The 26,673-nt window shown below is 49.2% G+C and carries 23 protein-coding genes and 1 riboswitch; of the genes, 15 read left to right on the forward strand and 8 right to left on the reverse strand.

The window, feature by feature from the left end:
- Window positions 1-319: 319 nt before the first annotated feature.
- Window positions 320-1,267, reverse strand: a complete 948-nt coding sequence (uvsE, locus tag A8709_RS06405) for a UV DNA damage repair endonuclease UvsE (RefSeq protein WP_065851359.1) — start codon at window positions 1,265-1,267, stop codon at window positions 320-322.
- Window positions 1,268-1,658: 391 nt separating this feature from the next.
- Entirely contained in the window at window positions 1,659-3,071 is a 1,413-nt protein-coding gene (pyk, locus tag A8709_RS06410) for a pyruvate kinase (protein WP_065851360.1), read from the reverse strand.
- Window positions 3,072-3,197: 126 nt separating this feature from the next.
- On the opposite strand from pyk, the gene A8709_RS06415 reads away from it, so the two are divergent.
- Entirely contained in the window at window positions 3,198-3,980 is a 783-nt protein-coding gene (locus A8709_RS06415; protein WP_065851361.1) for a helix-turn-helix transcriptional regulator, read from the forward strand.
- Here A8709_RS06415 and A8709_RS06420 read toward each other — a convergent pair whose 3' ends face one another.
- Window positions 3,981-4,712 (reverse strand): DUF3105 domain-containing protein, encoded by a 732-nt coding sequence (locus A8709_RS06420; protein ID WP_065851362.1) that lies wholly within the window; start codon window positions 4,710-4,712, stop codon window positions 3,981-3,983. It lies immediately after the preceding gene.
- Between the two features lie 193 nt (window positions 4,713-4,905).
- Between A8709_RS06420 and A8709_RS06425 the strand changes: the two genes are divergently transcribed.
- The 4 genes from A8709_RS06425 to A8709_RS06440 all read left to right on the forward strand — a co-directional run bounded on the left by A8709_RS06425 (window position 4,906) and on the right by A8709_RS06440 (window position 9,673).
- The gene (locus tag A8709_RS06425) at window positions 4,906-6,390 is read left to right on the forward strand and encodes a methyl-accepting chemotaxis protein (protein ID WP_084224713.1); all 1,485 of its coding nucleotides are present in this window, start codon (window positions 4,906-4,908) and stop codon (window positions 6,388-6,390) included.
- A gap of 59 nt (window positions 6,391-6,449) precedes the next feature.
- A riboswitch (TPP riboswitch) is annotated at window positions 6,450-6,560 on the forward strand.
- Between the two features lie 137 nt (window positions 6,561-6,697).
- The gene (locus A8709_RS06430) at window positions 6,698-7,294 is read left to right on the forward strand and encodes an ECF transporter S component (protein WP_065851363.1); all 597 of its coding nucleotides are present in this window, start codon (window positions 6,698-6,700) and stop codon (window positions 7,292-7,294) included.
- Window positions 7,295-7,298: 4 nt separating this feature from the next.
- Window positions 7,299-8,882: an ABC transporter ATP-binding protein gene (locus tag A8709_RS06435; protein ID WP_065851364.1), complete on the forward strand. Its 1,584-nt coding sequence runs from the start codon at window positions 7,299-7,301 to the stop codon at window positions 8,880-8,882.
- Window positions 8,873-9,673: an energy-coupling factor transporter transmembrane component T family protein gene (locus A8709_RS06440; protein WP_065851365.1), complete on the forward strand. Its 801-nt coding sequence runs from the start codon at window positions 8,873-8,875 to the stop codon at window positions 9,671-9,673. Before A8709_RS06435 ends, A8709_RS06440 begins: the two co-directional genes overlap by 10 nt.
- A 72-nt stretch (window positions 9,674-9,745) precedes the next feature.
- Here the strand turns inward: A8709_RS06440 and A8709_RS06445 are convergent, their stop codons facing one another.
- Window positions 9,746-10,141: a YuzC family spore coat inner layer protein gene (locus tag A8709_RS06445; protein ID WP_065851366.1), complete on the reverse strand. Its 396-nt coding sequence runs from the start codon at window positions 10,139-10,141 to the stop codon at window positions 9,746-9,748.
- A gap of 262 nt (window positions 10,142-10,403) precedes the next feature.
- On the opposite strand from A8709_RS06445, the gene A8709_RS06450 reads away from it, so the two are divergent.
- The 10 genes from A8709_RS06450 (at window position 10,404) to A8709_RS34440 (ending at window position 21,212) form a co-directional block, all read left to right on the forward strand.
- On the forward strand, window positions 10,404-11,117 hold the full coding sequence (locus A8709_RS06450) for a FadR/GntR family transcriptional regulator (protein WP_065851367.1): 714 nt from the start codon (window positions 10,404-10,406) through the stop codon (window positions 11,115-11,117).
- 258 nt (window positions 11,118-11,375) lie between these two features.
- The gene (locus tag A8709_RS06455; protein WP_065851368.1) at window positions 11,376-12,608 is read left to right on the forward strand and encodes an MFS transporter; all 1,233 of its coding nucleotides are present in this window, start codon (window positions 11,376-11,378) and stop codon (window positions 12,606-12,608) included.
- 688 nt (window positions 12,609-13,296) lie between these two features.
- Window positions 13,297-13,872 (forward strand): nitroreductase family protein, encoded by a 576-nt coding sequence (locus tag A8709_RS06460; RefSeq protein ID WP_065851369.1) that lies wholly within the window; start codon window positions 13,297-13,299, stop codon window positions 13,870-13,872.
- A 282-nt stretch (window positions 13,873-14,154) separates the two neighbouring features.
- Complete coding sequence (locus A8709_RS06465; RefSeq protein WP_065851370.1) at window positions 14,155-15,189, forward strand: LacI family DNA-binding transcriptional regulator; 1,035 nt, start codon at window positions 14,155-14,157, stop codon at window positions 15,187-15,189.
- A gap of 27 nt (window positions 15,190-15,216) precedes the next feature.
- Window positions 15,217-16,635, forward strand: coding sequence for an extracellular solute-binding protein (locus A8709_RS06470; RefSeq protein ID WP_244163115.1), 1,419 nt, complete (start codon window positions 15,217-15,219; stop codon window positions 16,633-16,635).
- A 77-nt stretch (window positions 16,636-16,712) separates the two neighbouring features.
- Window positions 16,713-17,588: an ABC transporter permease subunit gene (locus A8709_RS06475; protein WP_065851371.1), complete on the forward strand. Its 876-nt coding sequence runs from the start codon at window positions 16,713-16,715 to the stop codon at window positions 17,586-17,588.
- A 6-nt stretch (window positions 17,589-17,594) separates the two neighbouring features.
- A complete protein-coding gene (locus A8709_RS06480; RefSeq protein ID WP_065851372.1) occupies window positions 17,595-18,458 on the forward strand; it encodes a carbohydrate ABC transporter permease in 864 nt (287 codons plus the stop codon).
- Between the two features lie 14 nt (window positions 18,459-18,472).
- On the forward strand, window positions 18,473-19,729 hold the full coding sequence (locus tag A8709_RS06485) for a CehA/McbA family metallohydrolase (protein WP_065851373.1): 1,257 nt from the start codon (window positions 18,473-18,475) through the stop codon (window positions 19,727-19,729).
- A gap of 4 nt (window positions 19,730-19,733) precedes the next feature.
- Window positions 19,734-20,960, forward strand: a complete 1,227-nt coding sequence (locus tag A8709_RS06490) for an MFS transporter (protein ID WP_141692446.1) — start codon at window positions 19,734-19,736, stop codon at window positions 20,958-20,960.
- 84 nt (window positions 20,961-21,044) lie between these two features.
- Window positions 21,045-21,212: a hypothetical protein gene (locus A8709_RS34440; RefSeq protein ID WP_167357016.1), complete on the forward strand. Its 168-nt coding sequence runs from the start codon at window positions 21,045-21,047 to the stop codon at window positions 21,210-21,212.
- A 61-nt stretch (window positions 21,213-21,273) separates the two neighbouring features.
- On the opposite strand, the gene A8709_RS06500 is transcribed toward A8709_RS34440, so the two are convergent.
- From A8709_RS06500 to A8709_RS06515, 4 genes are all read right to left on the reverse strand, one after another.
- Window positions 21,274-22,188: a pseudouridine-5'-phosphate glycosidase gene (locus A8709_RS06500; RefSeq protein ID WP_065851376.1), complete on the reverse strand. Its 915-nt coding sequence runs from the start codon at window positions 22,186-22,188 to the stop codon at window positions 21,274-21,276.
- 3 nt (window positions 22,189-22,191) lie between these two features.
- A complete protein-coding gene (locus A8709_RS06505) occupies window positions 22,192-23,322 on the reverse strand; it encodes a carbohydrate kinase (protein ID WP_065851377.1) in 1,131 nt (376 codons plus the stop codon).
- A gap of 155 nt (window positions 23,323-23,477) precedes the next feature.
- Complete coding sequence (locus A8709_RS06510; RefSeq protein ID WP_065851378.1) at window positions 23,478-23,864, reverse strand: hypothetical protein; 387 nt, start codon at window positions 23,862-23,864, stop codon at window positions 23,478-23,480.
- Window positions 23,865-24,034: 170 nt separating this feature from the next.
- Window positions 24,035-26,629 (reverse strand): Ig-like domain-containing protein, encoded by a 2,595-nt coding sequence (locus tag A8709_RS06515; protein WP_065851379.1) that lies wholly within the window; start codon window positions 26,627-26,629, stop codon window positions 24,035-24,037.
- Window positions 26,630-26,673 lie beyond the last annotated feature (44 nt).

Here is a 26,673-nt window from a genome sequence, read left to right on the forward strand (position 1 = left end):
ATACAATCACTGAGTCGAGTATGCATAAGTGAGCGTGGTGTGCTTATTATCAGCAAATGGGCCGAGAAGTTCACTTTTTGTTGCAAATAAGCACTTGTGGTGGTTTTATCTGACTAAATACCTCGTCATGAGGGTTCATAAGACAGTTAGGCTTGCTTATTCATTGTCAGCTGGCTGATTACTTCCCCTGGCAGCACGCGAGGTGTCTGCTAGGCCAGTGAGTTGAGCGCACAAAACAACAAGGGTATCTCCTGAGAGATACCCTTGTTGCCTGTTGAATCACTTGCTTACCAACTCACCAGCTCACCAGCTCACTAGTTCACCAACTCAAAACCCCGCCATCCAATCGCTTCACACCGCGGATTTTACCCAACTGTTCAGCTAGACGGAACAGGGCGAGATCCTTCACCTTCGCTTCAATCATGACGTCGACGCGCGGGAGATCAATCTCCTTGCAGCTTTTCAGAAAAGCGGTTAGCATCTCAGGCTCGATGTAGTCCGCGTGGGAGCGGAATTCCTTCTCGTTTTTGGGCGAAGAGACGTGAATCTTCATCGGCACGTCGCCCCATGTTTGCGCGATCTGGGGGAGCAGCTCGATGGGAGTAAGAGCAGAAGGATTGCACCAGTCGTGGTGCAAATCCAGCATGCACGGGCGCTGCAGTTTTTGGCTGACGGCGAGCGTTTCTTCGAGCGTATACGTTTTGTCATCGTTCTCGAACGTAAGCCGACGCATCGCATGCGCGGGCACCTTCGGTGCATTGTCGAAAAGCTTCTGCGTCGCGGCTTCTTTATCGCCGTATACACCGCCAACATGGATGTTAATGATGGCGGACTCATCCAGCCCCATGCCATCCAAGATGGCAGCATGGTAGTTCAGATCGTCGATGGCGGCATCGACGACCTTATCGCTGCCGTTGAGCAGCGTGAACTGGTTCGGATGCATGCTGAGCCGAATATCGTGTGCCTTTGCGAAGTCACCGAGCTTGCGCAGCTCGTCCGCGTATTCCGCGGCAACATCAATCCGCACATCGGGATGTGTGGCCAATGGGATTAGCGCGGACGACAGTCGAAACAATCGAATGCCGTGAGCGGCATTGTAGTAGAGAATGCGCTGCGTGGCTTGGAGGTTTTTGCGGCCGATTTCAATGGCACGCTGCATCGCTTCCTCGCGAGGCCGCTCGGAGAATAGCTTATACGTGAACGTCGAGCTAGGGGTGTTATTGAAAATAGCCATAGCGGTAGATACGAATCCAAGTCGAATAATCACTCTGTGAGGCCTCCGTTGCTCGATAGTGAAGTGTTACTCTAGTATACCCTGAAATGAGAAAGCCTCCCACTTTCCACCGGACAAAGGTGAAGGGGAGGCTTCTTTTAGTAGCAAATGCGGTAGGGGCCGAATCTGATTTTTAAAATCCATAAACGCTCTCGCCGTTGAAGGGCAGCGTAGCCGTTTACTTTGTTTAACTGTAAAAAGTACATCTAATTTCTCGACTTTGCGTCAAAAGCAACCGATGGATGGAAAAACTACATCTATTTCGCTGATTATCGCCGAATTTCTCGCGATGACGCAGAAATAACTGTAGTTTTTCCAGTTAGATCGTTGTAAACGCCATTACAGCCGGAATTAGTTGGAGGTTTTCCATCTATGCGAGCGAACCCTAAACCCGCTCAACCTTAAGCAAGTTCGTCGTACCGGACTTCCCAACGGGAATACCAGCGGAGACGACAGTGAGGTCGCCTTTTTTCACATAACCAAGCGTCTCCGCTTGGTTGATCGCAGAGCGAATCATCGCGTCTGTCGATTCGCAGAACTCACCAAGAACAGGGATGACGCCTTGTACCATGCTCAATTGGCTGATCGCGTGCTGGCTTGCTGTCACAGCGATGATCGGTGCTTCTGGGCGGTATTTCGCAATCATCCGCGCCGTGAAGCCTGTCTCTGTCGGTGTAAGAATCGCCGCAGCATGCAGCTTGTTCGCGGAGGATACAACCGCTTGGCACAACACTTCGGTGATTTCGTTGTTGGATTGCAGCTGAGCATCCACCAAGGAGCTGCGCACCATCGTTTGCTCAACGCGCTCAGCGATGGTGGCCATCATGGTCACGGACTCGATTGGGTATTTCCCAGCAGCCGTCTCGCCGGAAAGCATGACAACGTCACTGCCATCAAGGACGGCATTCGCCACGTCACTCACTTCAGCGCGAGTCGGACGCGGGTTGCGCTGCATGGAATCCAGCATTTGCGTAGCTGTAATAACCGGTTTACCAGCTAGGTTACAAGCGCGGATCATATCTTTTTGAGCAATCGGAACTTCCTCCGTTGGAATTTCCACACCAAGGTCGCCACGGGCAACCATGATGCCATCGGAAGCTTCCAAGATACCAGCGAAGTTCGTCATGCCTTCTTCGTTCTCAATTTTGGAGATAATCGGCGTTAAGCCAGCGCCGTGCTGCTCAAGCAAAGCACGAACCTCACGAACATCGTTGCCGTTACGAACGAAAGACATCGCTACGATTGAAATGTTTTCTTCGACGCCGAATTTGATGTGCATCACGTCGCGCTCTGTCACACCTGGAAGGGAAGTGCGTACGCCCGGCAAGTTCACGCCTTTACGCTGTTTCAACTGAGCTGGGTTCAGGACGCTGCAAGTCACTTCTGTACCGTCAATCATTTCAACACGCAGCTCGATGGAGCCGTCGTCGATCAAAACAAGATTGCCTGGCTTCACATCTTGCGGCAAGCCTGGGTAGTTCACAGATACGCGGCTGGAGTCACCGATAATTTGTTCTGTCGTCAAAATGATGCGATCGCCAGTTTGCAGATCATAGGAAGCATCTTTCAATTGACCGATGCGGATTTCTGGACCTTTGATATCCATCAGAATCGGGATAATAACACCCATTTCTTGCGCGGCTTGACGCACACGCTGAATACGACCGCGGTGCTCGTCTAGATCGCCGTGAGCCATATTTAAACGCGCGACGCTCATGCCGGCACGGATTAATTCTTTCAGAGTAGGGACGGAATCACACGCGGGACCCATTGTACAAATGATTTTCGTTTTACGCATGGTGGAGGACTTCCTTTCGAATGTAAAAGAGTAGTTGGCTTCATTATATGCCTAATCCGTGCGGGTTTCTATGAACTATAGTATGATATATGTAATATAGTACAATGAAAGCGTGGTGAGGATCGAATGAAGCTAACAAGCTTTCACTATGACAAAAGCAGCTCGTGGAACGAGGAACAACCTCATACCAATCCGGATTGGACGCTGATTTTCGTGATATATGGACGTTGTGTGTACTGGATTCACGAGAAAAAACAAGTGCTTGAGAAGGGACAATGGCTGCTCATTCCGAGCGATACCCCGATGTATGGCAGAAGTGTGCCAACGAAGATTCATGAGAAATTCGTCATACATTTCGCTGCAGATGAAGCCGAGCATGTATTTCCGTTGCTCCAACAATCGTCCCACACCTGCCGGCAGACCGGGAAGTTCGACATCATCGCAGACCGGCTGCGCCTGATTCACCGCGGATGGCAAGACAAACAGCCCTATTACCAGGCGCTGTGTGAAGCGCACTTGCAAGAGCTGTTTGTGTATCTCCAACGGGAGTGGGATCAGGCTGCCACAACATCGGCAACCTCACTTCTCGTAGAGCAGATGAAGGTCTACATTCAGAATCATTATCGTGAACACGTGACGAAGGACGAACTTGGCGCTTGCATCAGTCGATCTCCGAACTATGCGGCCTCTCTTTTTCGCCAAGTCACGGGCCAAACGATCAGTGAATTCGTTCACGTCACGAGGATCAAAACAGCCGTCTACATGCTGCGTCATTCCGCCCTGACGGTAACCGAAATAGCCGAGTTCATCGGCTATAACGATCCTTCTTATTTTTACCGTGTATTCCGGCGTCTAACAGGTTTAGTTCCGACTGAGCTTGTATCTGATCGCGAAACCATTCGCAAATAACTACATTGTACCGCCGCCGAGTCGTACATTGGCTGGAATTTGCTCAGGGCCTTTATTAATGTATTGGTAAATAAACGTACCCACGCTGGCTTGATCAAATTTGTCGAGCTGCATCGTTTTCGTCCAAGCCGTAACCACAACTTCTTTATCGGCTGGCACATCGACATTCGGAACCGCAAGAACGCCTGCGCCTGCTGTCGTGAAATGAGTCAAATATTCGATTTGATCAAGCAGCTCTTTCGGTGCATCTGGATGGTAATGGATGATGATATCGCCGTGCTCTAGATTGTGAACGAGCTTCTCGTAGCCAGGTCTCTCCTTATAGAAACCAAACTTCAAATCGTGAGGGCTATGCGTGCCTGAAGTAGGGATCTTCATTTCGTACATCAGAGCGCCGTCTTTATGATCCCGCCCGTAATCCTTATCCGTTGTAACTTGAATAGGCGCATTGAAATTCAGCTTATCTAGGCTGTACTTGCCAGCGGATTTCTGAATCAGTGATGTGCCCATGCTGCCGATCGCGATAATAAGCAGGGCATGTGAAATCAAGAGCCATGTTTTGTGTTTCTTTTTGAGCGCTTGTTTTTCGGCTTTCTTCAAGCGAGAGTTGTTATCCTTGTTGATTCTTGCTGCAAGCACGTAGCCAATAATAGCTAGAATAAGTACGGCTAGTCCGATATAAAGCAATATGGTCATATAATCAGTCCCCTTCTGCATCGTTGAATGATCCATGATGGATCAACTCTTTTATTGAAAAGATGATGACACTACAAATTGTAGTTTTTCTTCTGGGTAGAAGTCAACTTCTATCCTAATCCTGTTTTTGGCATTCGCATGCAACGGCTCCGCGGTCCTCGAGGAACAAAGTTTTTTAATGATTTTAAATAGAGGGGATAGTCATCTCCTTGTTGAATAGTGTAAAAAAATGTCTAATCTTGCAGAGCAGAAAGTGGGAGAGTTAACGATGTCGGATCAATTGTTAGAATTAAATCGGCGAAATAGCCTGATGGTTAAGCTGTTATGGGCATGTCTTGCGCTTGGCGTTGCGGCGGCGTATACATCCGTTCCCATGATGGTGACCATTATTTCGGTTGGCGTCCCCATAGCTATTGTATGTACGTTCTTAACCTGGAAGAAAATTTGGATTCCTTATACAAAGTTTATCATTGCGGTCGGCCTCAACGCTATCTCCTATTTTTTCATGGCAAAAAGCAGTTCGTTATTCGGTCTCTTTATTCTATACCTTTGTTTAGCTCTGATGTCTCTTTATATGGATTATAAACCGCTCGTGTTGAACGGGGTACTCGGGCTGATTAATATGAACTATTACATAACGACATTGACGCCTCATGTGGATCCAATCGGGGTTAATGCTTTTTACATACTGACCATCATCACATTGATTGGGCAAGGTCAAATCGGTACAAGAATGCTAGTGAACGTTGCTAAAAGTGCCAAAGAATCCGAGCTATCTCGGACGAAGACAGACGAAGTTTTGGCGGGCGTTCGTACGACTACCGAGGTTCTTGGAACATCGAGTGGAGCTTTGCAAGAGAACGCGACAGTAACGGGAAGAATTACGGAAGAAGTGGTTTCTGCTTTTCAAGAAATTACGATCGGGATTGAATCTCAAGCTTCAAGTATCACTGACATTACATCGGCCATTCAAGATGTGAATGAAACGGTTGAACAGACGACAGCAGCATCCAATTTAATGAGCAGCAGATCTCGTGACACAGCGAGAATGACGAATGAAGGCAAGACCCAGATGGAAGATTTGTCGCTCAAAATCAATGATATTACCGTCATCGTAACCGAGACCTCTGACATTATGAATGAAGTGAACGAAGAGAACGTGAAGATCGGAAACATCGTATCCACGATTGCTGATATTGCGAACCAAACGAACCTGCTGTCATTGAATGCATCCATTGAAGCTGCTCGGGCAGGCGAGCATGGCAAAGGCTTCTCCGTTGTAGCCAACGAGATTCGAAAACTGGCGCAGAATGCGCATATTGCGTCAACGGATATCTCGGAAATTCTCGGTTCGATTCAGGCAAAGGTGGTCACAGCCGTAGAGAAGGTTGCTATTGGGATCACAGCCGTGGAATCAGGCAAGAAATCGACGGATAGCGTGAATGAGCTATTCGAAATTATTAATAAGAATACAGCCGAAGTGATGGAGCAAGCCGGGCACCTGCAGCGCATGAATCAGCAATTGCAGGTCTCATCGCAACGCGTAGCGGAAGAGATGACATCTGTTGCAGCGATCACCGAGGAATCCGCGGCTTCCGTTCAAGAAGTGCTGGCTAGTGCAGAGGTGCAGCAGCATCGTGTGCAAGATATCGTGTCCAGCATCCGCCAATTGAACGGCTTAACGAAGGATTTGAAACAACTGATTGATAAATAAACCATGTGGCAAAAAAAGGATTGCCAAATAGCTGGTAATCCGCTACAGTTAAGCCAAATGAATAGCAACACGGGTGCTTGATGAAGTCAGGCTGAGATAGTGGCCCTAATGCCACTGACCGTTAATCTGATCTGGATAATGCCAGCGTAGAGACCTTTAGTGCTTTTTTTTGCACGAATGTTCAAGCCTGCCGTTAATCCGGCGGGCTTTTTTTGTCCTGAAGGGACGAAGGAGCGATAATCCAAGGTTGGCGTGTTCGCCTATCTCATTGACAAATAGGGATCCAAGAAAAGGAGTCGATTTGAAAATGGTGCAGCAAACAGCAAGTAAGAAAGGTTTGAAATTGACCGATATTTTGATCACCATCGTGATCGCCGCAGTGTTCGGAGTGATTTACCGGATTTGGGGGCCCATCTATGATCTGTTGAAGCCCTTCGGGTTGCATGCAGAGCAATTAAGCTATGGCATGTGGTTTATGGCGGCAACGTTCGCGTTTCTGGTTATTCGGAAGCCATGGGTGGCCCTGCTTGCGGAAGTCGCGGCCGCGACGATTGAGGCGCTGTATGGCGGTTCATGGGGCGCGTCGACACTTGTTTATGGCGTTCTTCAAGGTTTGGGTGCGGAGCTGATTTTTGCCCTCTTCCTCTATCGCAAAACGAATGTGGGGGTAACGATGCTTGCAGCGTTAGCGTCAGCTATTTTGTCACTGTTCGTGGATATCTACTACGGGTACATCGATCAGCTTAGCTTCTGGAACTACACATTATTCATTGCCATGCGGCTGCTAGGCAGCGCGGTGATCGCCGGCGTATTCGCTTATTACTTAACAAGTGCGCTGGCTCGTACCGGTGTGCTGAATCTGATTCGCCCGGTTTCCAAAAAAGATTACGACATACTGGGGTAACGCGATGAGCCAAGGCATGAGCGTAACGAATCTACGGTTAAAATATCCCGGCGATGACGCCCCCCTGATCTTTCAGGGGGTTTCCTTATCCATCGAGCCGGGGGAGAAAGTACTGCTCCTGGGACCCAGCGGATGCGGTAAGTCAACCCTGCTTCAGGTGCTGAGCGGGATCGTTCCCGACATGATCGAGCTGCCGCTCAAGGCGGATGACATTCGCAGACCGAGTCGCTGGGGCTACGTATTTCAGGACCCCGACACGCAGTTCTGCATGCCCTATATCGACGAAGAAATTGCTTTTGTATTGGAAAATCAAGAAGTGCCGCGGGCAGAAATGCCTGCCCGTATTCGGTATTATTTGGACCTCGTCGGGCTGCAGCTGCCGGATCCGCATACACTGATAAGTACACTGTCGCAGGGCATGAAGCAACGATTAGCGATTGCCAGCGTGCTGGCGCTGGAGCCGGAAGTGCTCTTTCTTGACGAGCCGACGGCGCTGTTAGATGAAGAAGGCACGAAGCAGGTGTGGGACACCATTCGGAGGATCAGCGGGGATAAAACGCTCGTCATCGTGGAGCATAAAATTAGCGGGATGCTGGATCTGCTTGATCGGCTAATACTTCTGACGCCTGAGGGAAGGGTATTGGCGGATGGCCCTCCGCTAACGATGTTTGAAGCGCATAAGGCGCAGATGCGGGAGTATGGCATTTGGTATCCGGGAGTGTGGACGGATTATGCGGAGGAGCGCGAGCTTAAGGGCTTGGCGGGCGAAGAGAAGGTGGGCGTGAATCCCCGGGAGAACGGCGAGAAAGGGCGCGCGGGCGAGCAGGAGCTTCTCTGTGAGCCCATCATGACCTTTCGCGATTTCAATGGGCTCCGAGGCGGGCAGATCAAGACCTCTGTGGATAACTTTAGCGTGTATCCCGGTGACTGGATTACCGTTGTTGGCGCCAACGGTGCAGGCAAAAGCTCGCTGCTCCTCGCGATCATGCAGCTCATTCCGACCCGCGGAAGCTGTGTGATCGCGGGCGCCAAGGGCAATAAAGTCGAGCAGCTTGCGGAGCAAGTCGGCTTCGTGTTCCAGAACCCGGAGTTCCAGTTCGTGACGAACTCCGTAGAAGATGAGCTGACCTATGGCCTGCCAGAGGGTCAGCCCAAGCAAGGGCAGTGGGCAGCGGCCGAGCGGCTGCTCCGAGAGTACGACCTGCTCGCGCTGCGAGAGCGGCACCCGTTCCAGCTCTCGATGGGCCAGAAGCGCAGGCTCAGTGTGGCGACCGCGATGGTTCGCGAGCCACAGATCCTGCTGCTGGATGAGCCCACCTTCGGGCTCGATGCGCGAGGCACGATGCGCATGCTGGAGCAGCTGGAGCGGCTGCGCGCCAGCGGGAACGTGATCGTGATGGTCACCCACGATCACGAGATTGTCCAGCGCTGGGCAACGCGCGTCTGGACGGTTGATGGGGGGCGCGTGGCGGAAGCCGCGCCCGCAGGGAAGCTGGGCGCCGACGGGGCCCAGCCTGCTGAGGCGGCTCCCGCAGGGAGCGCCTTGCTCTACACTGCCACCGGAGGTGAGCCGCTGCCATGCAAATAACGTTCAGCTTTCGAGAAACATGGCTGCATCGTGTCAATCCAGGCGTGAAGCTAATCGTCGCGCTGCTGCTATTCATCGTTGTCGTCTTCACACATAACCTGAATACGATGCTGTTTCTAACGCTTGGGGCGCTGCTGCCGCTAGCCTTGTTATCTGGTCATCCGACGAAAAGGCTGCTGCTGTATGCTTCGCCTTTCCTGCTCATTTTTGTCTCATCTTCGTTAGGGATGATGATGTTCGGCCAGGGGGATATCCAATGGTTTCACTGGGGTATCATTCGAATTACCGAGGAGAGCTTCTATCGCGGGATTCATTTGGGGCTGCGCGGGATGCAGGTTGCGGCTGTAGGCCTTCTGTTTAGCTTAACCACGCGGCCTGTGGCTTTATTTTACGCGATGATGCAGCAATGGAAGGTTGCGCCGAAGTACGCATACAGCTTCCTTGCTGCGTTACGCATGCTGCCAGTGATCGTGGAGGAGTTTCAGACGCTGCGCTACGCGATTAAGGTTAGAGGAGGCAAGCGCAAGCGAGGGAATCTGCTCACCTCAGGGTATACCACGATGCGGATGATCGCGATTCCGCTGCTGGCACAGAGCATTCGCCGTGCGCATCGAACGGCCGTGGCGATGGAAGCGAAGCGTTTTTCAATGAGTCGCAGACGCACCTATTTCTATGCAGCCTCTTACTCCAAGCTAGATGTGTTTTACAGTCTCTACTGGATCGTGCTGATCGTTGCTGCCCATTGGTTGGCCGTCACTTGGCCGATTTGGCAGGCGGTGGATGTTCGTTAGGCCTTAGATGAGAGTGTGCCAACGCCAAAAGAGCAACCCAATCCCAAGTGGGAACGGATTGCTCTTTGTACGTTAGTCGCCCCATTTGAGCGAAAGCGAAAGCTGACAGCACGGGTGTGTTCCTGCGACGTGAGGACCCATGGTAAATTGAATAGCGCTAGGACTGAAGCTTGTGATAATGGTTGATTTGCTTCCGAAGGTATGAATGATTCGGTCTACTTCTTTTTGATTGCCATTCTGGGCACTCGTCATTAATTCATGGGCGATCTTCGGGTCCGAGAGTTTGCTAATGAGGAGAGACGCATCCTTTAACAAATTCTCAGTAGAGGAGACGGAGTTAGCAAGCATTTTGGTATCAACAGATGGATAGCGATCCCACGCCCAGTAAGGTGCATAGTGATAAGGATGAGCGGGATATTGCTGGTAATGTACAGGGGGATAGGGGTACAAGGTTGGATCGTTGTACATCGAGACCGGCCCCTTTCTCTAAAATGATGGGCACTAGCAATATATGTGAGAGTAGGGCGAATGTGCATGGAGTCGCTAGCAGAGCCTGTCATTTCGTATAAGGGGTGGGCTACTACTGCAGTCGATATGCCCCATGTTAGCAGCAGGTTTAGTCGTAGGGCTTACCAACAGAGGCTCTGCGTAGGTGGCAGTGTATCTCAATTATTTTTCTGTGGAAAAATACGACAAGGGCTGATATACTGCTCATACAGGAGATGATCTGATGAATTCGAAAGTATCGTTTCAACCGCTTCACCGTCCCAAGCTCGTTGATGATGTGGTCACACAATTGCAGAAGAAGATTTCGGATGGCGATCTGAAAATGGGAGATAAGATTCCAACAGAACCGGAATTAATGGAGCAATTCGGTGTCGGGCGCTCGACGATCCGTGAGGCGGTTCGGGTGCTTGTGCATGCAGGGCTGCTGGAGAAGAAGCAGGGCTTCGGGACTTTTCTAACGGGGCATTCCGATGCCGTGATGCAGGAACCGCTCGTCCACCGACTGCGTAGAGCTGAGATTTTGGAAGTGTACGAAGTCAGAAAGATGCTGGAGCTTGAGATTGCAAGACTCGCTGCAGAACGTCGCGATGAGGCAGACTTAGCTGTGATGGAAGATGCGCTCAACCAGCGGTTGAAAGCATTGGAAGCTGGCGATACCAACACGTATTTGGCCGTGGATATGGTTTTCCACCAAGCCATTGCGATCGCGAGCAAGAACGGTGTCGTTGTCGATCTCTACCGTTCCTTATCGGCCGTGATGATGGATGCTGCACAGAAACTGGTGGAGGATAAGGATGTTTACAATCACCATCATCAGATTCATGTGAATTTGTATCAAGCGATCAAGGATAAGGACGTGGGCGCTGCGGAGCATTGGGCTTTGCAGAATTTGGAGGAGACGGTCCAGCAGCTCAAAAAGTTCCTGAATCAGGCATAGCGTGGGGATTTCCTCCACATGTGCGGGGGTACGCGGGGTTTGACAGCCGTCATGCGTCGGCGCGCTTCAATGCGTACTCAGGATATGTTGGCAGGGGAAAACCTCGAACTTAAGGGTTTGCGAAAGGGAGTAGCCCTGACGCCTGACGTAGTCCGAGTGAAAAATGAGTACCCATAGAGGGAGACTAGGCGAATGCAATTCGTTCCCTTTCCTCTAGTTTTAAACGTCTGATGATATGATGATAAGGAGTGTTATATTATGCAAACAGCAACAACTGATCAAGCCCTAGCGCATGCTCAGGCTCAAGCTCAAGCTTGTACGGTGTATGCAATATTATTTTCGATCAGCATCGTACATTTATTGAATGATGCGATCCAGTCCGTCATTCCCGCCATTTTTCCGATTCTGCATGACTCCTTGCAGTTGAGCTTTACACAGATCGGCTGGATCGCTTTCACGCTCAACGTGACGGCTTCGTTGTTCCAGCCTTTGATTGGACTCTACACGGATGCGAGGCCTAAGCCATATTTACTGCCTATTGGCGTGGTGTTCTCGCTGCTGGGAATCATTGCATTGGCCTATGCCGGCACGTTCTCACACGTGATCATGGCGGTTATTCTCGTTGGACTCGGCTCTTCCGTGCTGCATCCAGAGTCATCCCGTGTAGCCTATCTAGCTGCGGGTCCTCGGAGAGGGCTGGCGCAGTCGATTTTCCAAACGGGGGGTAATATCGGTCAGGCGATGGCGCCCATTTTTACTGCACTCATTTTCGTACCGCTAGGTCAATTCGGGATCATTTGGTTTACATTTGCTGCGGCAGCGGGGATTGTGGTTCAGATTTTCGTAGCTAAATGGTACAAAGGGGCAATCGCATTACGTTCCACGGTTCGGAAGTCGACCGTTGTGAAGAAGGCGCTGCCGAAAAAGACCGTCGCTTACGCACTATTTATTCTAATCATGCTGCTCTTCTCCAAATTCGTTTATGTGGCCAGTATGACAGGGTTCTATGCTTTTTATCTCATCGATCATTACGGCGTTACTACGGGGAAAGCACAGCTTATTATCTTCACCTTGCTGGCTGCAGGGGCTCTAGGAACGTTTATGGGCGGGCCTCTGGCGGACCGTTTCGGAAGACGGAATATGATCTGGTTCTCGATTTTAGGGACAGCACCGTTCTCTTTATTGCTTCCCTTTGTGAGCTTGTTCTGGTCCGCAGTGCTGTGTGCGTGTATCGGGTTCATTCTGCTATCTGGATTTTCCGTGATCGTCGTCTATGCACAGGAGCTGCTGCCAGGTAAGGTAGGTACAGTGTCAGGCTTATTCTTCGGCTTAGCGTTCGGATTAGGCGGTATTGGCTCAGCGGTGCTAGGGACATTGGCGGATGCGACTAGCATCGGGTTCGTAATTCGGTTATGTGCCTACTTGCCATTACTTGGCTTGTTGGCAGCCTTCCTACCTACCGATAAAAAGCTAAATATGACGAGCGTCTAGCGGAGAATAGGGCAAATGAGAATGATAATTATCCTCATTTACTAACTTTTATTCAATTACTTTACAAATGTAAGTGAAGCGGATATAATAAACACAAGCAACACTACATTTGGAGGAGGTTGAAACCATGGGTAAATGTGCATGCGGTAACACGCAAAACGTAGAGGGTAACTGCGACGGTTCACACGCTAAAAAAGACAAATAAGAATTTTCTCACATAGACGTAAGATGAAAGGACTCCGCGAGCTTAGGCTCGGCGGGGTTCTTTTTGTGTTTGGCATTGTGTCTGGTACCCGTTGAGGGGACCGGATAGGATGGGAATTGATAATCAAGGCGGGAACATGTACATTAAAGCTTAGATGTTAAAAAGGGATGGGGAGCGTGCGAGGCACGGGACTGGCGGGGTTTCGCGTAAGGCCCAAAAAGGGCCTTACAGCTAGCGGTAGGCGCCCGCAGGGAACCTGTAACGCCCAAAAAGGGCGTTACAGCCCCGGCAAGCGAGGCAAGCGCCTGGTGTGCCTTCGCGTAAGGCCCCAAAAGGGCCTTACAGCTAGCAGTAGGCGCGCGGAGGGAACCTGTAACGCCCAAGAAGGGCGTTACAGCCCCCGCAAGCGAGGCAAGCGCCTGGTCTGCCCTCGCGTAACTCCCCGGCATTACCAATCATTTAACCGAAATGGGAGTGGGAAGCATGGACGTGAAAGAAGCGATTCGTCAGCGACGCAGTATCGGGAAGGTTAAACAAGACCCGATCGCGCGTGAGCTGATCGAAGAGATATTAGAGGCTGGGGTGTGGGCACCCAATCATGCCCATACAGAACCTTGGCGTTTCTGGGTTATGACAGGCGAAGGCAGAGGCCTGCTCGGCCGTGGCTACGCGGAAGTGGCTGTGGCGAATGCAGGCGCGGAACTTTCCGCCGAGGAAGAAGCGCAGCTGCGCGCTGTGCATGAGAAGAAGGCGTTCCGAGCTCCGCTCGTGATCGCGGTTGCCGTCACACCTGCCGAGAAACCTGTTGTGCCAGTGATCGAGGAGTACGCAGCCGCCCATTGTGCGGTGCAGAACATGATGCTGACCGCCCATGCCATGGGCTTAGGCACCATCTGGCGTACGGGTGATCCTACGTATCATCCGAAAATGCAAGAGACCTTCGGCCTTGCCGGCAAAGAAGAAATGGTCGGTTTCATCTACATTGGCTACCCTGAAGCGGTGCCAACGAAGGCGGAGCGGATACCATTTGCACAGAAAACGATCTGGGTTAGCGAGTAAATGTAGCGAATAGAATAGGAGATGGAGACGTCCATCGATGATAAGGAAGAACCTGCGGCTGCTTGCTAAGCCCTGGGTTCTTCTTTTTTGTGTTTGTAAATGAAAATCGTCGAACCGGTTTCATTAAATGCAGCCTTCCATTTGCGATAGTCCCTGAAAATTCCCGTTATTACTGCGATTCCACCTTCATAACAGCCTGTTCTATTTACAATTCATTTATCCTGCTATGAAACTACGATGATAAAACCGGTTTACTATTAAAGAGAAGTGAGGCGAGCTCATATGGCAAACATAGACGACGTTGCAAAAATCGCTGGGGTATCCAAAAGCACCGTATCCAACGTGTTTAGTAAGAAGAGACCCATTAGCAAGGAGGTGTCACAGCGCGTTCTGGATGCTGCACTGGATCTGAACTATAGGCCGAATTATTGGGCTCGAAGCTTAGCGAACAAACGGACCAATATCATAGGACTTAATATGCCGGGCGAGCAAGTGAAGTTTAGTCAGTTTCATCTTGGCCTTTTTAATGGCGTGTTAAAAGAATGCTATAGCCAAGGGTATCGGTTGCTTGTAAATACACTATCTACGGAATTCTCTAAGCAAGTTGAGTATGTAGCAACAGATCCTGTTGATGGTGATATACTGCTTGACCCAGCAGAGAATGATGAACGAATTTCAGAACGAATTATGCGGAAGTTACCGCTCGTTGTTATTGGAAGACCGCATCATGAGTACGAATCTAGCGTTTCTTACGTCGACAATGACAACGTTGGGATGGGACAAATCGTAGCAGAGCATCTGCTGCAACTCGGTCATTCGCACATCCTTTTCCTGAATACACAGAAGGAAAGAACGGTGGCTCAAGATCGTGAACAGGGTTTCATAAAAGCTTTCCAAAAAGCCGACATGCCCATTGATCCCAAGCTCATTGTCTACAAAGATGGGAAGTTAACTTCGACGACTTACGGTTATCAAATGACCAAGCGCTTATTGGCTTCTCATCCACAGATTACCGCCATTATTACGGATACAGATAAAGTGGCACTAGGCGTGTACCAAGCTGCCGAGGAGCTTAAACTGCGAATACCGGATGACCTGTCTGTGTTTGCTTTTAGCGACGATTCCATTTATGCACCCGAATTTAAGCCCCCGCTGACCGGCGTCCGTCTTAATGGCGAAGTGCTGGGAAGTGAAGCAGCCAAGCTGCTAATCGAACAGCTTCGTGTACCGAATACCATCGTCAAACGCATATTGATTCCAGCGAGTCTCGTGTTTAGAGGCTCTTGCGCCAAAGCGAGAACAGAGAATAACAAATAGAGAAGAAACAAATAGGAGGCCATACCCGTGTTGAATAAAAAAGCAGGAATGATCGCAGCTGTTGTCCTATCGACGAGTTTACTTGTGACCGCGTGCGGTACGAAAACAGGAACGGATTCACCCGCCAGCTCGGCAAGCGAGTCATCCAAACCAGCCAAACAAGAAACCCTACGTATTCTTAGCGGTGTTGTCGGAGGGAAAACACCTGAGGAGAATGCGTTATTTGAGAAGGAAGTCGAGCGCTTGACCGGCATTAAAGTGACGATCGAGAAGCCTGCGGCTGACTATGATAAGAAATTGTATTCAGCCATTGCCGCTGGCGAGAAGTATGACCTTGTCTATATGGGCAAAGGCAATATGGATGTCCTAGTTGACCAAGGGGCATTGCTGCAATTAAACGATAAAATTAAAGCTTCCAAAGTATTGTCAGATCCGAAAGTGATTCCTACCAAAGAATGGGACATGATTACGTACAATGGCGGGAAAATTTACAGCGTATTTAATAAATCGGAAGGCGGCACACTGCCGACTGTTCGACAAGATTGGATGGACAAGCTGAAGCTGCAGCAGCCGAAGACGCTGGATGATTTCTATCAGGTTTTGAAGGCTTTCAAAGAGAAGGATCCAGACGGCAACGGCAAGGATGATACGTACGGGTTATCCACTGCGGGCTTATATGATATTCAAGGCTTTATGAGCGCAGCAGGTGTGAAATACAAGTATGTGATCGATGCGAATGGCAAGCGTACAATTCCATACGCGACGGAAGCGGCTGTTCCAATCTATGAATGGTTCGCAAAGCTGTACAAAGAAGGCATTCTAGATCCTAACTTTGCAACCAATGATTCGGGCAAAATGAGAGAGCTGTTCCTAACCAACCGCGTAGGTATGGTCACGTACTGGGATGCCTGGGTAGGCCTCTTTAACAATATGAAGAAAACAGATGATCCTGCATTTGTAGCAAAAGCGATTCCCGGCGCTGTAGGCCCAGACGGCAAAATTATGCTTCGCCGCGGAGATCCAAGCGTGTGGGGGATTCCAGTGAATGCGGAGCATGTGGATACCGCTATGAAATTCCTAGAGTTTTGGCAGACAGAGAAAGGAAATATTCTTAGTACGTTAGGGATTGAAGGCACAGATTACACAGTGAAAGACGGGAAGTACACGTTAACAGATGCTGGGGTTAGTCATGGGATGGACCATGGAGCACCGTTCCCGAACAACACGAACTTTAAGAATCCGATCGGCACGCTGCCGGGAGCACTGGAAGGACGCCAAGTCATTTTTGATAACAATGCAACGATTGAGAACTCCACGAAAGACTGGCCGAATGCTGAGAAAATTGTGACGAACTATGCGTTCCAAGCGATGATGGGCAAAATGCCAGCTGCAGATGCTGTGAAGAAAATGCATGATGAGCTGAAGGCTGTGAATTTAATTGATTAAGTAAGCTGAAGTAGAAGCGGAGGCGGGGATTACTCCCCAGCCGCCGCTTTCATATTCACAGACAAGGAGGAACTCTAGTGACGGCATGGGCTCGCTATCGTGTGTTATATGTCATGATGCTACCAATTGTGATCTATTTTGCAATTTTCTCTTATTTCCCACTGTTCAAAGGCTTACAAATATCGATGCAGAACTTCCGTATGATCGGCAATCGGCCTTTCGTTGGTTTAAAGAATTATCAGGTGGTATGGCATGATCCTGTCTTCTGGCGGGTGCTTGAGAATACAGTAGTGATTGGGATCGGCATGCTGATATTAGGCTTTTTTGCCCCGATTATTGCAGCTTTATCCTTGAATGAAGTACGTCAAACATGGTTCAAAAAAGTAACACAAATGGTGATCTATTTGCCGCATTTGTTCTCCTGGGTTGTTGTAGGTGGGATTTGGATCCTGATGCTGTCGCCAGACGGCGGATTTATTAATGAGCTATTGAAGGTGCTTGGAACAGCGAAGCCGATTCATTTTTGGGCAGAGGTTGATTATGCGCGCTATTTAATGATATTGACAAATACATGGAAAGAAATGGGTTTTACCTGCATTCTCTATTTGGCTTCAATTGTCTCCATATCGCCATCTTTATATGAAGCTGCCCATATGGATGGAGCAGGACGCTGGCAGCAACTTCGTTACGTCACTTTACCACAGCTTATTCCGACCATGAAGGTCGTTACGCTTCTGAATATGATTGGTATGCTTCGCATGTTTGATCAGATGATGATTCTAAGTAATCCCGCTATTGCTCGGAAGGTAGATGTCTTGATGACTTACACGTACCAAAAAGGGATTCTGGAGTTTAATATGGGCGTCGCTTCAGCAGCAGGCTTTCTTGTTGTGTTGGCAACGCTAATCCTGGTGTTTGCGACTCGCAAACTAATTCGTTACGACGAGGAGTGAATGCAAATGGGCAATAAATCGTTAATTAGACGGGATTTACCTTTCCAATTGACCAATGGTTTTTTCTTGTTGCTGCTGGTAGCGACCATGATTTTGCCGATTTGGAATACGTTTATTATTTCAATTTCTTCTAATATTTCGTCCATGCATGCAGGACTCCAACTATGGCCTTCCGAGTTAAGTATGGAAGGGTACCGGACGGTGTGGCAAAGAATTGAGTTGTGGCGACCCTTCGGTATGAATGTGCTTGTGACGATTGTCGGCTCATTCGTGCATGTCCTGCTCTGCGCGATGGCAGGCTACGTGCTGCTGCACAAGGGCTTGCCTGGGCGGAAGCTGCTGACAAGCTTCATTCTACTCACGATGATGGTGCCGAACGAGGCAGTCATGATCCCTCTTTATGTGGTCAATAAAGAACTGGGCCTCTTAAATACAGTGTCAGCGTTAGTGCTGTATGGTTTAATCTCTGGCTTTAGTATTTTATTAATGCGAAATTTCTTCGGTGCTGTTTCTTACGAAATGGCAGAGTCCGCTAAGATCGATGGTGCGGGTGAGTTTCGCATTTTCTCTACCATGTACGTCCCTTTAGCTAAGCCAGGGCTGGCAACGATTGCCTTATTTGAATTTGTATCCCGATGGAATCAGCTAACACCTGGGTTGTTGTATGTGACCAATCAGAAGTTATATACACTCCAGGTAGCGCTGCGCGCGCTTGTGATTCAATCGGACGCCACCAGCAGTAATTTATTTATGACGCCGAATGTGCGAATGGCAGGTGTTATGCTGGCACTTATCCCGTTAGTTGCCATCTATCCGTTTGTTCAAAAATATTTCGTTACCGGCCTGATGGTCGGAGCAACGAAGGAATAGAGGGGTTCAAAGCTATGATCATAGAGCGATTGATTACGTATGAGGAAGGGGATCGTTATATCGAAGTTCCCTTCCTGGTTACCCCGAATATGGAGCGAATACACGTTAGCATGGAGGTTACAGCGAACGGACCGGGGGATTGTGTCATTGATTTGGGCGTTAGAGATATCGAAAGTGTACGAGGTTGGAGCGGTGGCGCACGTACTGAATTCTATATGGAATCCGAACAAGCGACGCCTGGCTATATCCCTGGGGAGTTGATGGAAGGGGAGTGGTCTGTTTTACTGGGCACCTACCGGATCCCTCCTGCAGGTTGTAGGGTCCGTGTAGAGGTGACATGCACACCGAAGCAGGGGCGCTGGCTCAAGGGCGATCTCCATATGCATACTGTGCATAGTGATGGCGCGCTGACCATAGCTGAGAATGCAAAGACGATGGCTGAGCTGGGCTGTGATTTTCTGGCGATGACCGACCATAACACATATAGTCAGAATCTGGCTTATCCACGGGAGTCAGGTGTCGTACTGATCCCTGGCATGGAGCTCACGACGAATCATGGGCACGCTAATTTGCTGGGTGTGGTTCGTCCGATTCAGGATTTCAGAGCTGTAAGCTCGGAGCAGGTCCAGGAACGTTTGCAAGAGGCAAGGCGCAATGGCGCACGTATTGTTCTGAATCATCCTCACTGTCCCAATTGTGGTTGGGAGTGGGAGTGGAGCGTTGATTACGATTGGGTCGAAATTTGGAATGGGCCTTGGCGGGAGGCTAATCAGCAGACGTTAACTTGGTGGCATGAGCAGCTTTGCAGCGGAAGACGCTTGGTTGCTGTCGGCGGAAGCGATATGCATAGACCGGATACCTATTCAAAGCACAGTATGCCGACAACGTGGGTATACGCAGCTAGCAGGACGATTGAGGGGATTCTGGAAGGGATTGATACCGGTCGAGTGTTTCTAAGCTTTTCGCCTGAGGGACCAACGTTAGAGCTTAACGCAGGACAGTTTCAAATGGGCGATGTGGTGCCTGCACAGGCACCAGAGCGTGCGGGAAATGTCACGCTTGTGGTCAAAGAACTGCAAGTAGGCGATACGGTAAAACTGATCTCAAACCGAGGCGTTGAAGTCTCCTGTGTGGTTTATCATGAGGAATCACTAGAGTTGATGGGTGACATGGCAGGAAGAACCTTCTATCGAGCGGAGGTATGGCGCTATTTCACCGAGGTTCAAGCTAATCTTCTCGCAGCAGTCAGTAATCCGCTGTATCTGGATTAATTAGATGAGGGCATCACAACTACGAACACGCCTGTCAACCCGCGATCAAGTCAACGCCATTTCAGGGCCTACTCGCATGCTGCTTATTATCCTGACCCTAAATGCTTGTGCTAACAGCCTTTCGAGTATTTTCATTAATGTGTATTTATATAAGCTTTCAGGCAGCTTGTATCAAGTATTCCTTTTTCACTTGATTTCGTATACGATTTGGATTCCTGTTTATATCGGAGCGGGAATACTTAGTAAAAATCTTGATCGGCGTTTGGGGCTGCTCCTAGGGAACGTGTTTCATTTCATTTTTTATCTCGTTCTCACGCTGTATGGTGATTCGATGGGGAGTTCCATCGTGTATACCGGTTTGCTCTTTGGTGTGGGATCTAGCTTATTTTGGTTTACCGTAAACCTATTAGTGGTGGACTATACGCATGCTGCAAATAGGGATTGGTTTAATGGCTTGAATGGTATCTTCACATCCCTATCTCAAATGATTGGCCCTTTCCTAGCCGGTTGGATCATTGTGCGTTATCCTGGTTTTCAAGGGTATCATACCATTTTCTACTGTACGTTCGGGCTATTCATAGCTTCGATGGGATGCACGCTGATGCTGCCCCGGAATGCCCAGAAGGGGCGGTTCTCTTGGAGGAAGGTCAGAGATATTCATCGTGTGCGAACATGGAGATGGCTGACGTACAGTTTCACTTCCTTACATTTTCGAGATGATGTATTAGGTATTTTCTTATGGATCTGGATGTACATGACCACGAAGAATGAAGGAGTGCTAGGGAACTATTCTCTGCTGCTCACCTTGCTGGCGACTACGGCTTATTATTGGATGGGGCGTCATGGCGGTCAAGGAAGCAGAATGAGGTATATGTTTCTAGGCGGAGTAGGATTAAGTGCGGGCCTACTTCTGCTTATGGGGGTCGTGAATACGTGGACGTTACTGCTTTACACAGTTTTGGCCGGTCTAGCAGGACCGTTATTTCAGGTTCCCTTTAGTACCGTGTTTATAAATTCCATTTCACAGTTTGATAACGATGGGGAGTATCGCGTAGAGCTCCTTGTAGCTAGAGAAATGGCTATCAGCGTAGGAAGGATTCTAAGTATTTCTTGTCTCGTGCTGCTTGTCTATTGGTTTCCACTGTCCAAACTGATCATGAATAGTTATTTACTTGTACTGATCATCGCAGGGTTGCTGCCGATATGGTTCGTATCTCGTTTGGGGAAGTAAATGAACATGAGATGAACATGCATGAAAAGCTGATGTTGTGGCACACTATCCTTTGTTGTCAATTTAATGAGGGAGGTGTCAGTTATGCCCCAATCCAATAATCAAGCATCCAAAGCAGACGTACAATCAACGGAATTGAATAAATTGCCTGTTCCTGGTCAAGATGATACGGAATTTTCCGCGGAGGAAGCAGCTGAGGTATTCCAAGCAAATTCGTCCTCGAATGAGAGTTCTTCTTCTGATAATGACTAGTTGCAGGAACTAAGAGAAAAGCCTCATCCCAGCGGGATGAGGCTTTTCTCCATACAGGACCTTAGTTCTTCAGTGCAACGGCAACTCTTGCAGCGGTTTGTGCATTGTGGTAAACGAGCGCGATGTTCGTCTCCAAGCTGCGCCCCTCAGTTAGCTGTTTGATACGCGCTAGCAAGAACGGCGTGACCTTTTTGCCGGTCACGTTCTGCTCTTTCGCCTCATTCAGCGCCTGCTGGATGACGGCTTCGATCTCGACATGGTCCATCGCGGATTCCGCAGGGACCGGGTTGGCGATGATGGCGCCGCCGCCCAGGCCAAGCTCCCACTTCGTGCGGAGCATCGCGGCCACATCAGCTGCCTCATCGAGGCGGAAGTCTACGCCATAGCCGCTCTCGCGGGCGTAGAAGGAAGGGAACTCGCTCGTTTGGTAACCAACAACGGGCACGCCGTGGGTTTCCAGATACTCGAGCGTACGTCCGATATCGAGGATCGATTTGACGCCGGCGCAGACGACGGCGACGTTGGTTTGTGCAAGCTCCGTCAAGTCAGCGGAGACGTCCATCGAGGTTTCACCCTCACGGTGAACCCCGCCAATACCGCCGGTAGCGAACACTTCGATGCCCGCCAAGGCAGCGCCGATCATCGTCGCAGATACCGTTGTCGCTCCGATTTTGCCGGAAGAAAGAATATACGGGAAGTCGCGGCGGCTCACTTTTTCCACATGGCCATTCGTTGCAAAAGCTTCAAGCTCCTGCTCGTTAAGACCAATCTTGATTTTGCCATCCATGATCCCGATGGTTGCTGGAACAGCACCGTTATCGCGGATAATTTGCTCTACTTTTTTAGCCATTTCGATATTTTGCGGATACGGCATACCGTGGGAAATAATCGTCGTTTCTAGAGCTACGATTGGTTTATTGTTCGCCAGTGCGTCTTTCACTTCGTCGGTAAAAGTTAAATAAGAGGATGGGTTCATGATTTAGTCTCCTTTAGTCATCGAGTTTATCGTAAGTTGTAAGCGTTCCTCGTTCAGTTCACTGGACGTGGATTGGTTTGTTTGAAGCGTTATATGTGCAGCAGCAAGGCCATATTCACAAGATTTGAGATACGATTGTTGATGGGTCACACCATAGACAATACCGGCTAAGAAGGCATCGCCGGCTCCCGTCACCTCAACGACGCGGGTCGGAATCGGAGGGAAGAACTGTTCGCCCTCTTCACCTACATAGAGAACCCCCTGACTGCCAAGTGTGATGAAAACATGCTTCACACCGCGTGAGCGAATAACTTGGGCCACTTTAGTATGATCGGGCTCTAAGTAGAACATATCGACAACATCCTGGTCCATGGTCATCGGTGTATGCGCAAGCTGAACCGCTTCTTCTAAGTTCGGGAAGATCGCCGTCACACCGGTAAGATCAGACGGAAGCTTCTTCGATTTCTCCGAGGAGACCGGATCGATGAAGAGCGGAATGTTCTCCTCCTGACAACGGCGAATTAATTGTTCCAACGTGTCAGCGGGTAAATTGGTATCAGCAATGATGAGCTGAGCAGCGGCAATATGGGGCCATTTATCCTTGAGCATTTCAGGCGTAAAGGCATCATAGATGTCCATATTGGCAAAAGCGAGAAACATCTCGCCAGATGTGTCGAGTAAGGCGGTGTAAGTGCCCGTCTTCTCGCCCTTCAGCGTAATAGATTGGCTGACATCAACGCCGCGGCGTTTCGTCTCCTCGAGAACCCATTGGCCTGCCTTGTCGTCTCCGACGATCGTCAGGAGGGCGGTCTGGCAAGCTAAGCCAGCTAAGGCTTCGGCAATATTACGGGCAACCCCGCCGCAGGACTCCGTCACCACGACGGGATTCGAAGAGGCCAAGCGGATCGCGTGCTTGCTAGTGGCTTTGCTATCGAGATTGGCACCGCCAATGCAGAGCACCGTTTGTTCATCAGAGGTCACATAGGCTCTGCCGCGAATCGTTCCTTTTTTGGTTAGTGAAGCAATATATCCAGCTACGGCGGATCGGGATATACCGATAATACCGGCCATTTCGTGCTGGGAAATGAATGGATTTTGACGGATAAGCGCTAGGATTTGCTGTTCACGATCCATGGAAAGCTCCTTTCGTTCATCGTACTCTCCTCATTTTATCGCACTTCATAACAAATGTCCATCATACAAACAAATGTTTATATTGGCAAATAAAAAAGCCCATTCCTGAATCAGGAACCAGGCTTTTACAAGGAAAACCATGCGAGATCGGCCGATTACGAAGAAGCTGAACGAGAGCCAAGTCCAAGCAGGCCTAGTAATCCTAGGAGTCCGAAATAGCTGTACCAGGGCTTCTCCGTATTCTCCGTTTCCGTAACAGACTGCGCATGAAGAGTCGACGTTTGCCCAGCAGTAGGTGGTGAGATCCCATAAGCAGCGGCATAGCCATTCAAGCTAGTTGCTGTTAGGGAGTGGGCGTCCGCTCCAGGCATACCGAAGGGATTCGTCTGATACATGGTCGCAGAGCCGGTGTTCAAATGTTGCAAATTTTCGGTCTGAACCGTATGTTGTTCGTGCGCGTGCAGCCGATATTGATGTGCCCCGAGAAGCAAAGAAAAAGTTAAGAAAGAAATCGAAGCTAATTTGAATGATCGGGTAACCATTATCCATACCTCCAAGCATTAAAGTAGTAGGTAAGCATATATTCCCCTGCCTGCGAGATGTTATGCAGGGAAATCTAGCTTAGCTAGCTTGGAGATGGAGAGGGGCAGGACCGATAAAAAAACCGTTGCACCCTTGTTAGAACAAGGGATACAACGGTTTAGGCCATGTGTTATTTCGTAACAGTCACTTGGACTGTCGTTCTCATGCTGCCGAAGGTAACAGAAATACGTGCTGTTCCTTTACCTGTCGCTTTAATAATACCATCCTTCACATCCGCGATCATAATGTTCGATGTAGTCCATAGAGATGGCTTCGTAACATCTTCTTCTGATCCATCCGTGTAAGTAGCCAATGCGGCCACATTCGCTGTAGCGCCTTCTTTCAGCGTAACCTTAACCACATCGGTTTTCAAATATTTCAAAGCATCGATTTCGACTGGAATCGCGATCGTTTTACCGCCGAAGGAGCCGGTAATTGTTGTTTTCCCTGAAGCTGTAGCTGTGAAGAGCCCTTTCTCCACCGTACCTAGCTTGTAGGACATGACTTTCCATACAGCTGAGTCCGTCACATCTTTACTTGTACCATCTGCCAATGTCGCTGTTAATTTCAATTGTGTTTGAACACCGCTTTTGGTAACAAAGTAGGATTTGCTAGCTGTTAAAGAATCAATTACACCGATCTCAACCGGAATGGAGATGCTTTTACCGCCATAAGTAGCTGTAATCGTCACTTTACCGCGAGCAACCGGGGTTACAAGGCCCTTTGAGACTGTTGCAATACTGGTGTTGCTTGATTTCCAATCGGCTTCCGTTGTTACCAAGCGAGAAGCTTCGTTGGCATCAGTAGCCGTAATTTGGATGAGTCTTGTTTCATTAAGATCGAAGGTCAAGCTCGTCACATTCGCTGTCAAATCACTCGCCATATCCACTTGAACAGGAATGGTTACTGTTTTGTTATCGAGCTGTGCAGTCAAAGTGGACTCACCGGCAGCGATAGCTTTCACAACACCTTGATTAACCGTGACCGACTTCAGGTTGCTGCTTGTCCAGATTACGTCTGTGGTGACATCTTTTTTTGTATCATCTGTGTAGATCGCTTCTGCGGTTAAGGTAGCGGATGCCCCTTTTTTCAACACGAGTTTCTCTGAACTAATTGTTAAGCTCTTCAGTACGCCAACCGAAACTTGAATGACAGCTTTGCGCGTACCATAAGTAGCAGTCAGAGTTGCTGCACCGGTATCAATACCTGTAATTGCACCGCTGCGTACCTCGGCAATATCCTCACCGCTAGTGGTCCAATCAGCTTTATCCGTCACATCGACTTGGCGGCCGTCTTTGAAAGAGGCAGTCACCGTGATATTGGCGGAATCTCCGATTTGCATATTCACGATTTTCTGAGAAGCTTTGATCAGTGTTGGCACGTCGACTTCGACTTGTGTGACCGTTGATTTGCCACCGTATGTTGCTGTTACTTTCGCAATACCTGCTTTATAAGTGGTGATGTTTCCTTTGCTTACAAAAGCAATATCCTCATCATCAACGCTCCAAGCTGCGCTATCGCTTACATTCGATGTGGTGCCATCGGCATAAGTAGCGCGTAAAACGAGTTGTTGGGAATCTCCCGTTTTCAAAGTAACGAGATCCGTATCCACGACTAAACGGCGAGGAACTTCCACGTCTACATTAGCTGTCACGACCTTATCTCCATACTTCGCAGAAACAGTCGCTTCGCCGATCCCAATACCGTTTAATTGGCCTTTCGTTACTTGCACAATATCCTCTTTGCTTGAAGTCCATGTCGCGCGATCCGAAATATCGGCTGTCGTGCCATTGGCGTATGTAGCTGTTAGCTTCAAGGAGCCTGTCCCATTTTTCTTGAGCAAAATGCTTTGTTTATCTAATTCGAGTTTCAACGTGCTGTCTACATCAACAACAATTGTCGTTGATTTCGTACCGTAGGAAGCAGTCAACGTCGCTTTACCTACACTGTAACCTGTAATTGTTCCTTTAAGGGCATCTGCAATCGTAGGTTGGTCAGTTGTCCAAACCGCTTTACTCGACACGTCATCCACGGAACCATCCGGGTAGGTCGCCATGAGTTTCACGGATGTTGTCCCTTTCAGGAGCAAGGAAACACTAGATTTCTCCGCATCGAGACGACGTACAACCTCAACATCGACATCCAATGCCAAAGATTGATTCATATACGTGACTGTGATCGTGGCGCTGCCGGGATTCTGACCTTTCACTAAACCGTTCGTCACGGTTGCGATGGAACTAGCATCCACCGTGTAATCAGCTTTACTCGTCACGTTCTCTGAGGTGCCGTCTTCATAATAAGCTGTAATTGTCACCTGATCCGTTGCATTAAGACGAAGATCAAGAGATTGTTTATCTGTTGTCAGTGATTTCACTTTTTTGCTAACCGTTACCGTAACGACTTCCGTTTGGCCTAGATAGGTGGCCGTGATGACGGCTTTACCTTCCTTCTTCGCAGTAATAACACCTGCATAGACGGAGGCTACATCTGCGGAACCGGAATTCCAATCAGTTTTGACAGTGGCATTTTCAGTGGTTCCACTTACATAGATGGCTGTTGCCGATAAGTTGGCTGTGTCACCCACTTGGAGACTAAGCTCATTCTTGTTCAGAACCAGCTTCGAGATGGCATCCGCGGCGAAAGCACTTCCTGCTAAGATGGCCTGACTTGCTAGAACGAAAATAATGACCGTTAGTAACCATTTACTCTGACTAAACCTCTTCATGCTTCATTTCCCTCCATTAACGCGGTTGCTAGAATCTGCTTGAT

It is taken from the genome of Paenibacillus pectinilyticus (assembly GCF_001700435.1).
Lineage (GTDB): Bacteria > Bacillota > Bacilli > Paenibacillales > NBRC-103111 > Paenibacillus_E > Paenibacillus_E pectinilyticus.

Coding starts and splice junctions, on each gene's coding strand:
- pyk (WP_065851360.1), bottom strand. CDS start 3,071: ATGCGTAAAACGAAAATCATTTGTACAATGGGTCCCGCGTGTGATTCC.
- A8709_RS06415 (WP_065851361.1), top strand. CDS start 3,198: ATGAAGCTAACAAGCTTTCACTATGACAAAAGCAGCTCGTGGAACGAG.
- A8709_RS06420 (WP_065851362.1), bottom strand. CDS start 4,712: ATGGATCATTCAACGATGCAGAAGGGGACTGATTATATGACCATATTG.
- A8709_RS06425 (WP_084224713.1), top strand. CDS start 4,906: ATGTCTAATCTTGCAGAGCAGAAAGTGGGAGAGTTAACGATGTCGGAT.
- A8709_RS06430 (WP_065851363.1), top strand. CDS start 6,698: ATGGTGCAGCAAACAGCAAGTAAGAAAGGTTTGAAATTGACCGATATT.
- A8709_RS06435 (WP_065851364.1), top strand. CDS start 7,299: ATGAGCCAAGGCATGAGCGTAACGAATCTACGGTTAAAATATCCCGGC.
- A8709_RS06440 (WP_065851365.1), top strand. CDS start 8,873: ATGCAAATAACGTTCAGCTTTCGAGAAACATGGCTGCATCGTGTCAAT.
- A8709_RS06445 (WP_065851366.1), bottom strand. CDS start 10,141: ATGTACAACGATCCAACCTTGTACCCCTATCCCCCTGTACATTACCAG.
- A8709_RS06450 (WP_065851367.1), top strand. CDS start 10,404: ATGAATTCGAAAGTATCGTTTCAACCGCTTCACCGTCCCAAGCTCGTT.
- A8709_RS06455 (WP_065851368.1), top strand. CDS start 11,376: ATGCAAACAGCAACAACTGATCAAGCCCTAGCGCATGCTCAGGCTCAA.
- A8709_RS06460 (WP_065851369.1), top strand. CDS start 13,297: ATGGACGTGAAAGAAGCGATTCGTCAGCGACGCAGTATCGGGAAGGTT.
- A8709_RS06465 (WP_065851370.1), top strand. CDS start 14,155: ATGGCAAACATAGACGACGTTGCAAAAATCGCTGGGGTATCCAAAAGC.
- A8709_RS06480 (WP_065851372.1), top strand. CDS start 17,595: ATGGGCAATAAATCGTTAATTAGACGGGATTTACCTTTCCAATTGACC.
- A8709_RS06485 (WP_065851373.1), top strand. CDS start 18,473: ATGATCATAGAGCGATTGATTACGTATGAGGAAGGGGATCGTTATATC.
- A8709_RS06490 (WP_141692446.1), top strand. CDS start 19,734: ATGAGGGCATCACAACTACGAACACGCCTGTCAACCCGCGATCAAGTC.
- A8709_RS34440 (WP_167357016.1), top strand. CDS start 21,045: ATGCCCCAATCCAATAATCAAGCATCCAAAGCAGACGTACAATCAACG.
- A8709_RS06500 (WP_065851376.1), bottom strand. CDS start 22,188: ATGAACCCATCCTCTTATTTAACTTTTACCGACGAAGTGAAAGACGCA.
- A8709_RS06505 (WP_065851377.1), bottom strand. CDS start 23,322: ATGGATCGTGAACAGCAAATCCTAGCGCTTATCCGTCAAAATCCATTC.
- A8709_RS06510 (WP_065851378.1), bottom strand. CDS start 23,864: ATGGTTACCCGATCATTCAAATTAGCTTCGATTTCTTTCTTAACTTTT.
- A8709_RS06515 (WP_065851379.1), bottom strand. CDS start 26,629: ATGAAGAGGTTTAGTCAGAGTAAATGGTTACTAACGGTCATTATTTTC.